The organism is Hallerella porci (assembly GCF_003148885.1).
Taxonomy (GTDB): domain Bacteria; phylum Fibrobacterota; class Fibrobacteria; order Fibrobacterales; family Fibrobacteraceae; genus Hallerella; species Hallerella porci.
Genome location: NZ_QGHD01000043.1, coordinates 1 through 13,529 on the forward strand (window position 1 = coordinate 1; position 13,529 = coordinate 13,529).

Here is a 13,529-nt window from a genome sequence, read left to right on the forward strand (position 1 = left end):
AAATTTTAGAAAATAGCCCATTTTTTTTGTTTGATTTAGGCGAAAGTCAACAAAAAAAGGGTGGCGAAGCCACCCACACATGTTGATGAAGAGCCCATTTTTGTGTAATTTTTCGCTAACTTTTGCGCGGAAATATTAGCGGCGCTTTGCGGCGAGAACGATTCCGCCTTGAACCGCTTGAAAAAGGATGAGAATGTAGCCGAGAAGATTTCCTGCGAGAACTTTGTCAGCGGGAATTCCTAAAATTCCGGTGTATAAGGTCACGATGACCCATTCGCGGACGCCGATGCCGTTCAAAGAAATCGGGAGCATGGTGACGATAATCGTAATCGCATTAAAGACGACGACTAAACGAAAATCGAGAGAAATTCCGATGGCTTTAAAGTAACCGTAAGCGGTAACGAATACGATGAGTTGCAGTAAAAATGAATCGAAGAAAGAAAGGAAAAATTGTTTTTTCTGATTGCGGTAAAGCGCAAGCGCGGCTTGTAATTTCGGAATAAAATGAATGCGGTTCGTGATGCTCTCGGGTAGTTTGACTTTGTCCGAGAAGCAACAAAATAGAATGGCGAATACAGAAATCAAAAGGGCTGCGCCCATGCCGAGGGTAAATGAAATCGGAACGGAATAATGCAATAAAACCCACGGGAGCGAAATGAAGAAGAGCAAGAAAAGCATTAAAAGGCCTTGCACCCGCGAGATGAGAATGGCTGCGACGGAGCGCGGCGTTTGATTGAAACGTTTCCCGAGGGCGACGGATTTGACGACGTCTCCGCCGAATCCGCCGGGGAGAAATGCGGTGAAAAAATAACCGAGCGCAATGTAAGCGTAGAATGTGCGGAAGGGGATTTTCTTCCCTTCATCGAGTAAAAGTCCGCGCCAACGATTGGCTTGGATGAACATCGAAATCCATGTGATGAATAAAAGGAAGAGAAGCCACGGTAACGTTTGCGCTGTCCAATTTTCGCGGATGCTTTCGAACGGAACTTTGTAAAAAATGTAGCCGATGCCGAGAACGCTCACGAGTAATTTTAGCCAAGCGAGAATGCGTTTCTTCATGCTTCCTCGGCGACTTGCTTTGCAATTTCGATAATTTTTTGCGAAGATTTTTCCCAATTAAATTCTTGTGCGTGAGCGATCAATTTTTCGGATTCTTCCGCTTTGCAATTGAGAGCGCTTTGAATGACCGCAGCCATTTCCGTCGCATTTGTCGGATTAAAGTAATGCGCAAAATTTCCGCCGACTTCGGGAAGAGATGACGTGTTAGAACACGCGACTGGAGTTCCGCAAGCCATCGCTTCTAAAACGGGAAGTCCAAAGCCTTCGTAAAGCGACGGCAGCACAAATAAATCGGCGAGGTTGTAAAGATTTGCCAAATCTTCTTGGTTGACAACTCCCGCGTGAATCGTCAAATTTGAAATGCCGAGTTCTGCTTCGCGGTTTGCGCGCGTGCGCCCGTCAAAAGCTTTCCCGACTAAAATCAATCGGCAATTTTCGCGAGCGGGCATTTGGGCTAAGGCTTCTTGTAAAGTGGAAAGATTTTTGTGCGGCAGTAAATTGCCAACGTAAATCAATAATTTTTTATTGCGCGGAATGGAAAATTTTTCGTAGAGATATTCTAAATCGGCTGCGCTTTTTTTTACAAATTCACTGCCGACGCCGAGAGGGACGACGGTGATTTTTTCTTCGGGCGTGTGAAAGAATCGGATGATGTCGCGCTTCGTGCTTTCGGAATCGGTCAAGATGCGATTCGCGCGCCAAGTGGCGAAGCGGAAGATAAATTTGAAATACCAAAGGACAGCGCGGAACGGGAGAAATTGCGGATAAATTAAATGCGTCAAATCGTGAATGGTTACAATCATTTTTCCGCGGTAAAAGAGCGGAACATTGCAGTGCGGAATGTGCAGCACATCGGGCTTTTGCTTCTTGAGTTTTCGATAGGGAAATTTGAGCTGCTCTTTGTAGCCGTAAATGCCGCAGTCAAAGGGCACGAGAGATTCAAAAGAATTTTTGTAATCGCGTAAATCTTCCTCTTTCCCGAGGACGATAGAATATTTGACTCGAGGAATCCATTCTCGAATGCAAGTTCCAATTCCAGAACGGGTAATCATGCGGGCGTCTACTGCAATTTTCATTTTACAAAAATAATTAAAGCAAAAAGAATTTCCTAGAAAGTTTGTCAATTCAAAAAGAAAAGCCCCCTGGCGGGGGCTTTATAACAATGCGAAAAAGTTTAACGCAATTCTTCTAAGGCTTTTTCATCTTTTGCGATGATGTCCATTTGCGTGGCGAGCTTTGTCCGTTCGGCGTTTACGACCGCTTCGGGAGCTCCGCTTACAAATTTTTGATTAGAAAGTTTGCGTTCGATGGATGCGGCAAAGGATTTCGCTTTTTCGATTTCTTTTTCGAGACGAGCGATTTCGGTTGCAGGATCCAAGATGCCTTCGAGCGGAATGTAAAGTTCGCCGCCCGGGACGACAGAGCTTGCGCTGAATTTCGGCTTGGCAGCTTTCACCGCGACCGTGAGCGATTCGAGACCGCCGAGTTCGGTGATGATTGCGTCGCATTCTTTCACCGATTTTTCGGTTGCTGCATCGTCTACGCTTAAGACCGCTTTGAGTTTTGTTGCGGGGCTTACGCTATAACGACCGCGGACACCGCGAACGCTTTCGACTACGGCGAAGGCTTGCGCAAATTCCTTTTCGATATTCGCATCGATGAGGCTTGCGTCGGCTTTGGGCCAAGTACTGTTGATCACGCGTTCCGAGCCCGGGAAGAGAGTTGCGTTCAATTCTTCGGTGATGAACGGCATCACAGGATGCAAGAGGTCGATGACGCCGCGGAGCACGTGGCTGAGAATTGCCATTGCATTTTTCTTTTCGGCATCGAGAGTTTCGCGGTTGATAATCGCTTTCTTGATTTCCAAGTAGCTCGAGCAAACATCGTCCCACACAAAGCGGTAGAGGAAGCCGGCAAGTTCTGCAAAATGGAATTCTTCGAGCATCCGCGTCGCATCTTGAATCGTCGAATTGAGACGGCTCAAAATCCAACGATCTTCGAGAGCGAAGAGCTTCGAATCCATCGGGAGCATTTCTTTGGAAAGGGCGCCGGCTTGTTCCAAATGCGGGAAGAGGAAACGGCAAGCGTTCCAAAGTTTATTGCTGAAATTTCTTCCGATTTCAAATTTTTCCGAGGTGTTGATGACCGAGCCATCTTCTTGCTTTTCTTTTTTCACCGGAAGACGCACGTCTTGGTTGTCGGTGCAAAGGCTAGCCATCACGAAGCGGAGCGCATCGGTTCCGTATTTCTTTTCGATGTCCATCGGGTCAACGCCATTGCCCTTGGATTTGCTCATCGTTTGACCATTGCCGTCGAGAATCTTCGGGTGAATGTAAACGGTGTGGAACGGTACCGTGCCCATGTTTTCTTGCGAGAACAGCACCATGCGGGCGACCCAAAGCGTAATGATGTCGCGGCTTGTGACGAGAACGGAAGTCGGGTAGTAACGTTTTAACGTTTCGGTTTGTTCGGGCCAGCCCATCGTCGAATGCGGCCAAAGTCCGCTGCTGAACCAAGTGTCGAGCACATCTTCTTCGCGGGCGATTTTGTGGCCGGGGACAGCGTCGTCTTTTAAATCTTCTTCTTCGCTGCAGATAAGCCAAATGCCGTTCTGCGCTTTGTAGAAGTAAATGTCATCGCGACCTGCGAATGCTTTTTTCAAATCGTCTTCGGTTGTGCTTTCGTCGGCGTGCCAAATCGGAATGCGGTGACCCCACCAAAGTTGACGGCTAATGCACCAATCGCGTTTTTCCTTGAGCCAGTCGAGGTATTTATTCGCATAGCGTTCAGGGATGATTTTAATTTCGCCGCTGGTCACGGCCTTCATCGCATTGTCCGCGAGAATGTCCATTTTCACAAACCATTGATCGCTCAAATACGGTTCGATGACGGTCTTCGAACGGTCGGAGTGGCCGACCTGCATTTCGTGATCTTCGACCTTGATGAGAAGGCCTAAATCTTCGAGGCCTTTGACGACAGCGTCGCGGGCAGCTTGACCTTTTAAGCCTTTAAATTCGCCGGCGTTTTCGTTTAAAGAACCGTCGTCGTTCAAGATGTTAATCATCGGGAGCTTGTGGCGAAGGCCTGTCGCGTAGTCGTTCGGATCGTGCGCCGGAGTCACTTTCACCGAGCCTGTTCCGAAGTCCATATCGACGAGAATCGCGTCGGCGATGACCGGAATTTCGCGGTTCACAAACGGAACCTTTAACATTTTTCCGATGAATTTTTTGTAGCGTTCATCATTCGGGTGAACGGCTAAAGCGGTATCGCCCATAATCGTTTCGGGGCGAGTCGTGGAAACTGGAATGTATCCCGAACCATCGGCGAGCGGATATTTAAATGTCCAGAAATGCCCTTTGACAGTTTCGTAATAAATTTCATCGTCAGCGACTGCGGTCTGGAGTTTTGTATCCCAGTTGACGAGGCGCTTGCCGCGATAAATCAAACCTTTCTTGAACAAATTAAAGAATGCGTGGCGCACGGCTTTCGCGCAAATCGGATCGAGCGTAAAACGCTGACGGCTCCAATCGCAGCTCACGCCGAGACTTTTCAACTGCGTCGTAATGCGCGCTTCGTATTCGTCTTTCCATTTCCAAATGCGTTCGACCAAAGCTTCGCGGCCGATGTCGTGACGGGTTTTATGTTCATCTTGGAAAAGACGCTTTTCGACGACGGCTTGCGTGGCAATGCCCGCGTGATCGGTACCCGGAATCCAAAGGGTATCGCGGCCGGTTTTTCTGCGGTAGCGGACGAGAATATCTTGCAGCGTATCGTTCAGCGCGTGGCCCAAGTGGAGCGCTCCGGTAACGTTTGGCGGCGGAATCACGACGGAGAACGGTTCTCCCTTTCCGCTCGGGGCAAAATCATTATTTTTATTCCACTGGTCGTGCCAGCGGGCTTCAACAACTTTCGGATTATAACGAGTTTCCATTTCCATAATGCGCCAAATATAGATATTTCCCCCGAATAAAATTTGCGGCAATTTTTTGCGCAAGAATTTTTAGTGGACGCCGTCGGCATTTCCTTGCGGAAGTGTCGCATACCATTTCTGAATTTTTTCTTGAACTTCGACGGAAAAATTCGGTTTGTTGTCCAAAATTTCTTCGGCGGTTTCGAGCATTTTTTGAATCATGCCTTGATCTTGAATCCAATCAAACCAGCGGAAAACCCAAGCGCCGCTTTGTTCTTTGCCTTCTAAATTTCCGGCGCCGCGGTCTTGCAAATCCATTTCGGCAATTTTGAATCCGTCGTCGGTACTTGCAAAATTGGCGAGGCGTTCGTGTGCCGGGCTTGCATTGGGCACAAGAAGAAAACACCACGCTTCTTGATTTCCGCGTCCCACGCGTCCGCGCAACTGATGCAACTGCGCAAGTCCAAAACGATCGGGCGCATCGATGACCATCAAATTGGCTTCGGGCACATTGACGCCGACTTCGATGACGGTCGTCGCGACGAGAACTTGTAATTTTCCCGAGGCAAATTCGCTTAGAATGCGGTCGCGTTCGTCTTCGTCCATTTGCCCGTGAATTGCGCCGACTTTCCAAAGAGAACTGAACGATTCTAATTCTTCTTTCACTTCGTCAACGCTTAATGTATTTCCGACTCCATCGATTTCGACGCGGCTCACGACCCAATAACAGCGATTTCCGCTTTGCACTTCTTTGAGCAAAAATTTTTTCATATCGTCGCGTTTCGTCGGATCGACAAGACGCGTTTTCACAGGCTTTCTGCCCGCGGGTTTTTCGTTTAACACAATCGGCGTCAAATCGCCGTAAAGAGTCATCGCTAAACTCCGCGGAATCGGGGTCGCACTCATCACGAGAAGATCGGGAAAGTGACCTTTTTGCAAAAGCGCTTCGCGCTGATTCACGCCGAAGCGGTGCTGTTCATCGATGACGACAAATGTCAAATTTTGAAAAATTACATCTTTCGAAAAAAGCGCATGCGTTCCGATGACGACTTGCGTGATTCCCATTTGGAGTTCGCCAGAAATCGATTTTTTTTCTGTCGCAGAACATGCGCCGAGTAAAAGGGCTGTGCGAATTCCCGCCGCATCAAAAAATGGTTTTAAACTTTTGTAATGTTGTCTAGCTAAAATATCGGTGGGCGCCATCAGCGCGCATTGTTCACCGCTTTTCGCAATCGCGAGCATCGCAAGCATTGCGACGACGGTTTTTCCGCTGCCGACATCGCCTTGTAAAAGTGCGTGGAATTGCTTCTTTCCCGAAAGTCCTTCGCAGATTTTTTTGACCGCAGATTCTTGCCCGCGGGTGAGCGCAAACGGGAGCGCTGCTTTGGCTTTTGCAATGGCGTTCTCGTCAATTTCGCGGGATTTTCCGCGGACGACAAGACTGCGCCTCCGCACATTCATCCGCAGACAAAACGGGAGCAGTTCCAATTTTTTGAGTTGCATTTTCGCTTGCATCGCTTCGGCAAAAGTTTTGGGAGTATGCAAACGTTTCAAATTTTCGAGAATGTTTCTAACGCCTAAAAATTGGAGAAGTTCTGCGGGCGGTGAATTGGGAATTGTGAGATTGGGCAGCGCAAAAATTTTCGGATAAAGTGCGCGGAAAAAATTCTGCTCAATTTTAGCTGCGTGTTCGGCTTCGGTAATCGTGTAAACGGGTTCAATGCTCCCGTTAAATTCTTCGCCGTCTTCGAGTTTTTGCATTTCGGGATGCACGATTTGCAGCCCGCGATAATCGCTTAATTTTCCGATGACGCAAAAGCGAGAACCGACCGAAACGCTTTTGGACCAATGCTTGAGCCCGCGGAAAAAAATGAGGCTCACTTGACCTGTGCCATCGTCCAAAGTCGCAATGTAGCGAGAACTTCTTCCGTAAGCGAGTCCTGCGCGGCGAATGGTTCCGATGAGAATCGCATTATCGCCGGCTTTGCATTCCGCAATTTTATTTAAACGCGTGCGGTCTAACCAAGTCCGCGGAATATTATACAACAAATCCGAAACGGTAAAAAGTCCCGATTCGTTGAGCGCTTTAATGCGCTTCGGTCCAAGTCCAGGAAGAGAAGAAAGATCCATCGTTAAAATCGGTAACCGCTGCGAATCGCGTAAGCGAGAATGGCGAATGCATTTGCCACATTCATGCTCGCTTTGCGTCCAGCCATCGGAATTTCGACGCGGAGAGAACATTCGTTCAAAAGTTCTGGTGCAATGCCGAGTTCTTCGTTCCCGAGAAGAATGAGCGCATTCTTTGGCCATTCCACGTTTTGAATGGGAACGGACCCTTCGCCGGTTTCTAGGGCGATAATCGCATATCCATTTTCGCGGGCAAAGCGGATGCATTCGAGCGGAGAATTCCAGCGTTTGCTTTCGACCCATTTTTCGGTGCCGCGTGCGGCGCTTTTGAGCATCGCGTGCGAAATGTCGGGGGTATATCCCGAAAGGTGAACAGCCGAAAGTCCGAGACAATCAACGGTGCGGAAAATGGATCCGACATTAAAGGCGCTGCGTAAATTATGAACGAGAACGCCGTAGGGAATTGTCGGGAGAACGGATTCGGTGCGGTCGCCCGGTTCATTTTCCAAGTAAACATCGCGCTCAAAACCGAGACCGGCTTCGGTGCGAAATTCCTTGTAAAGTTCAATGAGTTCCGTTTGATTTTTTCCGTCGAGATTTTTTTCGGCGGGAAATTTTAACCAGTTGGCGTATTGCGTGTATTCGCTTTTGACTTGAGAAATATCATTTCCCAACTGCAAAATCAGAATGCGCAAAAGTTCAGCGAATCGCTTGGCTTGTGTCGCTTGGGCGAGGGCTAAAAATTTGCGCTCCGAATACATTAGTGCACCTTTGCGCCTTCGGCAACATCGCAAGTCACGGCTTTGCCGCTTACTTCCAAAGCGTGACCGTTCCACGTGACGATTTTTCCGCGAGCTTCGAGGGAGATTTTTTCAAAATCTTTGACCTTGAGAATGCGGGATTCAGAAGACGGAGAAATTCCGTTAAAGGTGGCGCGTTCACCGGGCTTTGCGCCTTCGGGCGGAGCGATGAGTTTGCAAATGTGTTCGGCATCGGTATCGCCGGCAAAGAGCATTCCGTTACTCATAATGCCGCGGAGCGGCGCGGGTTTTAAATTGGCGAAGAGGACGATCATGCGATTTTGCAATTCGTCTGCGGTGTAACTTGCGCGAAGTCCCGAACAAATGGTGCGCGGTTCTGCTTCGCCCGCATCGACTTTCAGCACATAGAGAGAATCGGCATCGGGATGATTTTCGACGCTTAAAATTTTTGCCACGCGAATATCCATCGCCGCCGGAACATCTTCGGCGTTTAACGGCTTATTTTGCTTCGGCTTCGGTTGCGCTTCGGGCTTTTTCACTTCTTCGACAATGCGCGGGAAAAGCGCTGCGCCTTCGCCAAATTTTTCACCGCCTTGGAATTTTCCCCAATTCAAATCTTGCACGCCTTCGAGGCTTGTGCCGAGCATCGCGAGGCCTTCGCGGCTCTTCGCCGGAATAATCGGAGAAAGGAAGCTGAGCGCAATGCGAACGGCTTCGGCTGCGACAAAGAGAACGGTCGAAAGTTCATCTTTCTTCGATTCGTCTTTCGCGAGTTTCCACGGTGCTTTCACTTCGAAGTAACGGTTCACAGAACGCACAAGTCCCATGATTTCTTCGACGGATTGCGAAAGCTTTACGTTTTCGAGCAAATTATTGACGGTCGCATTTAATTTTTCCGCTTGCGCTTGAATGGCTTTTTCTTCGTCGCCAAACGGAGTCGCGGGCTTCGGAAGAATTCCTCCAAAATTCGTGAGCACTAAACGGTGAACGCGGTTCACGACGTTGCCGAGATCATTTGCCAAGTCGCTGTTAATGCGGCGAATAAATCCTTCGTGAGTAAAGCTTGCATCTTGACCGACGACCATATCGCGGGCGAGGTAATAGCGGAAAGAATCAACGCCGTATTTTTCCATGTAATCCATCGGGTTTACGACATTGCCTGTGGTTTTACTCATTTTATCGTTGCCGACGAGCCACCAACCGTGCGCGAGAATGTGCGTTGGAAGCGGGAAGCCGAGGGCAAAAAGCATCGTAGGCCAATAGACGCTGTGTGTCGTGATAATGTCTTTGCCGACGAGATGATAAGTCGCAGGCCAAATCGTTTCGCCGTTTGCGTAAGTTCTCCGCGGAACGAGTTTTCCGTTTTCAATTTTCATCACCGCGCTCACATAATTGAGAAGCGCATCGAACCAAACATAGGTCACATAATCTTCGTCAAAGGGCAGGGGAATTCCCCAGCTGAGGCGTGCTTTCGGGCGGCTAATGCAAAGATCGTTGAGCGGTTGCTTCAAGAATCCGCGGATTTCATTCCAACGATAATCGGGAACAATCCAATCTTTGTGATTTTCCAAGTAATCGATGAGCTGCTTTTGGTAAGAGCCCATTTTGAAGAAATAATTTTTTTCTTTAATCCAATCGACGGGGCGATGACTAATCGGATCGCAGCCATTTTCGTCGAGTTCATCTTGGGTGAAGAATCGTTCTTCGCCGACAGAATACCAACCTTCGTATTCCTTCGAATAAATTTCACCTTTATCCCAAAGCATCTGCAGGCATTGACGCACAAATTCTTTGTGCTCGGCATCGGTTGTGCGGATGAAAAAATCGTAATCGATGTCCATCTTCTTCCAAAGATTTTTGAAGCGAAGATTGTATTCATCGACGTGTTCTTGCGGGGTGACGCCGCGCTTCGCTGCAGCGCGCTGCACTTTTTGTCCGTGTTCATCGGTTCCGGTTAAGAAGAATGTTTGGTAACCGAGAAGCTTGTGAAAACGGGTAAGAATATCCGCGAGGACGGTGGTATAAGAATGCCCGATATGCGGCGCATCGTTCACATAATAAATCGGAGTAGTAACGTAAAAATTTTTCATAGCCTAAAAGTAGAAAACTTCCGCTTCAAAGAAGCGGAAGTTAAGGAAGAATTAGGAACGAGAAGTTCCTTTCTCATTATAAGAACACGTATTTGCACACGAATAAAACCGCGAGAATATACATGAGCGGTGTCACTTTTTTCGCTTGTTTCGTGCAAAGATTTAAGATAACGTAAGAAATCACGCCAATTGCAATACCTTCGGAAATGCTATACATGAGCGGCATCGCTAAAAAGCAAAGGAATGCGGGAACGGCTTCGGTTTTATCGTGGAAGTCGATATCTTTGACCGCAGACACCATGAAAAATCCGACAAAGATTAAAGCGGGCGCTGTCGCAAATCCAGGAATCGCAGTGAAAATCGGCGCAAAGAAAATGGCGAGTAAAAATAAAATGCCCGTGACGACAGAAGCTAAACCGGTGCGCGCACCGGCGCCGACACCTGCAGAACTTTCGACGTAGGTGGTTGTGGTCGAAGTTCCAAAAATAGCGCCGACTAAAGTCGCAATCGCATCGGCAAGTAAAGCGGGTTTAATGTGGGGGAGCTTTTCGTTTTTGTCGAGCATTTTTGCTTTTGTCGCAACGCCGACCAATGTGCCAATCGTATCAAACATATCGACAAATAAGAAGGCGAGCAACACGACGATAAAATTCGAAATGCTCACGCCCGAAAAATCTGCGTTAAAAACTTGACCAAAAGTTTCGCCGAATTTTGAAAAATCCGTTACGCCAAAAGAAGGATAAAGCGAATAAAATCCTGCTTCGGGAGTGACAGTGTAAAAGCCCAAAGCTTGGCAAATAATTCCCAAAATCCAAGTAATTAAAATGCCCAAAAGAATGGCTGCGCGAATGCGCTTTGTATAAAGAATCGTCGTTACAAATAATCCGACTAATGCAAGGATTGCACAAATTCCTTCGGTATGAAATGCCGTTGAAAAATGAACATAACTCACCAAAGTGGCGTTATTGTTCACGACTAAATGCGATCCTTGTAAACCGATAAAAGCGATGAATAAACCGATACCTGCGCTCACGCCTTTTTTCAAGGTGCTAGGCACCGCATTAAAAATCGCTTCGCGCACATTCGTCAAAGAGAGAATGATAAAGATGATTCCTTCGACGGCAACGGCAGCAAGGGCGATTTTCCAATCGTATCCCATCGTTAAGCAAACGGTGTAAGCGAAGTAAGCGTTTAAGCCCATGCCAGGTGCTAAGGCAAACGGATAATTTGCCATAAAAGCCATAAGCAAGGTGCCCACAAACGAGGCTAAGCAAGTGGCGATTAAAGCGGCTGTCGGGTCAATTCCTGCGGCCGATAAAATGCTCGGGTTCACAGCCAAAATGTAAGCCATCGTCATGAAGGTGGTAACGCCTGCAATGACTTCGGTTTTGGCATTTGTACCGTTTTCTTTTAGTTTGAAGAATTTTTCCATGGTGGGTCCTTTTGAAATAAAATCATTTTCCTTCGAAACTTAAAACGGATTCGACGTTGTATTTTTTCAATTTTTCGCGTCCGTGAAGTCCTAAAAGTTCGATAAGAGTTAAAATTTTTTCGACGTGTCCGCCAAGCATTTCGATGAGTTTTGCAGAAGCTTCAAGAGTTCCGCCGGTGGCGAGTAAGTCGTCGATGAGAATGACTTTTTGCCCTTTTGAAATCGAATCTTTATGCATTTCAATTTCTGCAAATCCGTATTCTAAAGCGTAAGACGCCGAAACCGTTTCGCAAGGAAGTTTTCCTTTTTTACGGATTAAAGCGAGCGGTTTATTGAGCTTGTAAGCTAAAGGCGCCGAAAAAATAAATCCGCGCGATTCTGCGCCCGCGATGACATCGAATTCGACGCCTTCGAGTTTTTGAAGCAGCGAATCAATCGCTAGTTTAAAACCGTCGGCATTTTGTAAAATGCTTGTGACATCGCGAAAAATAATTCCCGGTTTTGGAAAATCTGGAATCGAACGCAAATAATCGCTTAAATCTTTCATCGTCAAGCCTTTTTAAAATTTTGCCGAAAAAATTAGAAAAATCAGTTGATGATTAACAGATCTTAGAACTTAGATTTTAGAGCTTAGAGATTTCTAAGTTCTAAGCTCTAAGTTCTCCGTTCTAAGTTCTCAAAACCCCGGTGCGCCATCATCTACATTTCTCATTTAAAAAATCTTCCCGCAGCGTTGCATGGACCCATTTGGCGGGTAAAACGGCACCATTCAAAAGTGCAATGCCCCATTTGGTGAGTAAAACGGCACCATTCAAAAGTGCAATGACGCATTTGGCGGGTAAAATGTCCCCTTTCAAAAGTGCATGGACGTATTTGGCGGGTAAAATGTCACCATTCAAAAGTGCATGGACGTATTTGGCGGGTAAAATGTCACCATTCAAAAGTGCAATGCCCCATTTGGCGGGTAAAATGTCACTATTCAAAAGTGCATGGACGTATTTGGCGGGTAAAATGTCACTATTCAAAAGTGCAATGACGCATTTGGTGAGTAAAACGGCATCTTGCAAAAGTGCAATGACCCATTTGGTGAGTAAAATGGCACCATTCAAAAGTGCAATGACGCATTTGGCGGGTAAAATGTCCCCTTTCAAAAGCGCATGGACGTATTTGGCGGGTAAAATGTCACCATTCAAAAGTGCATGGACCCATTTTGCGAGTAAAACGGCACCTTTCAAAAGTGCAATGCCCCATTTGGCGGGTAAAATGTCACTATTCAAAAGTGCAATGACCCATTTGGTGAGTAAAATGGCACCATTCAAAAGTGTGTGGACACATTTGGTGAGTAAAACGGCTTGCCGCAGCGAATGAGAAAACGGAAAGCCCGCTTCGCGGTAATGCAAGATCTTAGAACTTAGATTTTAGAGCTTAGAATTTCTAAGATCTAAGCTCTTAGCTCTAAGTTCTCAAAACCGAGCGCGGCTCCGGCGCGCCATTCCATTCCTCATTTCTCGCTCCTCATTTCTCATTTATTTTTATTGCTGTCCGGTAAAAGTTCCAACATAAACACAATATGCTGAATACGCGCCGATTTCGACAGAAAGCGGTGCCTTTGCGTTTTGCGGGCCCCCTAGACAAGATTTAGCTGGAGCTGGCCGGGTGGTGAACGGCCCCCGACAAAAGAGCTTGCAGCTACTCGTTCAGGATTTTCGAGGAACGGAACAAGGTCGTAGTAGTATCCAAGCGAGTGACGGAGTAGCGAGACTAGATTCGAAAAGCTCAACACGCGATTCACTTGCGCCTTGACCAGTTTTACCAACAAGTTTGCAATCATCACGACCCAGATTTGCGTCTCAATCGCATTGGCGCTTTCGCCGTAAAAGAAGTGCAGGGGGAAGTTCTGCTTCAGCTGCTTGTAGAGCGATTCGATCTGCCATCTTCGCTTGTATATTTCGATAACTTCGGCGTCCTTCAGTTCCATGTTGTTCGTAAGCAGCTGCCAGCGCTTGCGGGTATGCGGATCCACGTATTCGACCAGCCTTGACTTGTGAACTAGTTCCTTCCCGTTCTTCAGCCGTTTCCTGAACTCGATGATGTCGTCTCGACGGACCCTGGCATCGGACGCACCCTTCTCGTAACATTTTTCGAGGACT

10 protein-coding genes are annotated in these 13,529 nt (G+C 47.3%); all 10 read right to left on the bottom strand.

Annotated features, from left to right (window positions below; all coding sequences use genetic code 11):
- Nucleotides 1-135: 135 nt before the first annotated feature.
- Complete coding sequence (locus B0H50_RS12380) at nt 136-1,059, bottom strand: lysylphosphatidylglycerol synthase transmembrane domain-containing protein (RefSeq protein WP_106197230.1); 924 nt, start codon at nt 1,057-1,059, stop codon at nt 136-138.
- A complete protein-coding gene (locus B0H50_RS12385) occupies nt 1,056-2,135 on the bottom strand; it encodes a glycosyltransferase family 4 protein (RefSeq protein WP_109587868.1) in 1,080 nt (359 codons plus the stop codon). The genes B0H50_RS12380 and B0H50_RS12385 overlap by 4 nt, the downstream gene beginning before the upstream one ends.
- Before the next feature lie 98 nt (nt 2,136-2,233).
- Nucleotides 2,234-4,996, bottom strand: a complete 2,763-nt coding sequence (locus B0H50_RS12390) for a valine--tRNA ligase (protein WP_109587874.1) — start codon at nt 4,994-4,996, stop codon at nt 2,234-2,236.
- 63 nt (nt 4,997-5,059) lie between these two features.
- A complete protein-coding gene (locus B0H50_RS12395) occupies nt 5,060-7,210 on the bottom strand; it encodes an ATP-dependent DNA helicase RecG (protein ID WP_233244824.1) in 2,151 nt (716 codons plus the stop codon).
- Nucleotides 7,102-7,857 (bottom strand): TrmH family RNA methyltransferase, encoded by a 756-nt coding sequence (locus tag B0H50_RS12400; protein WP_109587869.1) that lies wholly within the window; start codon nt 7,855-7,857, stop codon nt 7,102-7,104. The genes B0H50_RS12395 and B0H50_RS12400 overlap by 109 nt, the downstream gene beginning before the upstream one ends.
- Complete coding sequence (metG, locus tag B0H50_RS12405; RefSeq protein ID WP_109587870.1) at nt 7,857-9,947, bottom strand: methionine--tRNA ligase; 2,091 nt, start codon at nt 9,945-9,947, stop codon at nt 7,857-7,859. The genes B0H50_RS12400 and metG overlap by 1 nt, the downstream gene beginning before the upstream one ends.
- Nucleotides 9,948-10,023: 76 nt before the next feature.
- Entirely contained in the window at nt 10,024-11,379 is a 1,356-nt protein-coding gene (locus B0H50_RS12410) for an NCS2 family permease (protein WP_109587871.1), read from the bottom strand.
- A gap of 22 nt (nt 11,380-11,401) precedes the next feature.
- The gene (locus B0H50_RS12415) at nt 11,402-11,926 is read right to left on the bottom strand and encodes an adenine phosphoribosyltransferase (RefSeq protein WP_109587872.1); all 525 of its coding nucleotides are present in this window, start codon (nt 11,924-11,926) and stop codon (nt 11,402-11,404) included.
- 148 nt (nt 11,927-12,074) lie between these two features.
- On the bottom strand, nt 12,075-12,779 hold the full coding sequence (locus B0H50_RS12420; RefSeq protein ID WP_109587873.1) for a hypothetical protein: 705 nt from the start codon (nt 12,777-12,779) through the stop codon (nt 12,075-12,077).
- A 227-nt stretch (nt 12,780-13,006) separates the two neighbouring features.
- Nucleotides 13,007-13,529 (bottom strand): transposase (locus B0H50_RS12425; protein ID WP_146193769.1); only part of this gene is annotated, 523 nt, incomplete at its 5' end.

Excerpts from the sequence above, each read along its gene's own strand:
- B0H50_RS12390 (WP_109587874.1), bottom strand. The coding sequence starts at position 4,996 with ATGGAAATGGAAACTCGTTATAATCCGAAAGTTGTTGAAGCCCGCTGG.
- B0H50_RS12400 (WP_109587869.1), bottom strand. The coding sequence starts at position 7,857 with ATGTATTCGGAGCGCAAATTTTTAGCCCTCGCCCAAGCGACACAAGCC.
- B0H50_RS12385 (WP_109587868.1), bottom strand. The coding sequence starts at position 2,135 with ATGAAAATTGCAGTAGACGCCCGCATGATTACCCGTTCTGGAATTGGA.
- B0H50_RS12380 (WP_106197230.1), bottom strand. The coding sequence starts at position 1,059 with ATGAAGAAACGCATTCTCGCTTGGCTAAAATTACTCGTGAGCGTTCTC.
- B0H50_RS12410 (WP_109587871.1), bottom strand. The coding sequence starts at position 11,379 with ATGGAAAAATTCTTCAAACTAAAAGAAAACGGTACAAATGCCAAAACC.
- metG (WP_109587870.1), bottom strand. The coding sequence starts at position 9,947 with ATGAAAAATTTTTACGTTACTACTCCGATTTATTATGTGAACGATGCG.
- B0H50_RS12395 (WP_233244824.1), bottom strand. The coding sequence starts at position 7,210 with ATGTTCTCTCCGCGTCGAAATTCCGATGGCTGGACGCAAAGCGAGCAT.
- B0H50_RS12415 (WP_109587872.1), bottom strand. The coding sequence starts at position 11,926 with ATGAAAGATTTAAGCGATTATTTGCGTTCGATTCCAGATTTTCCAAAA.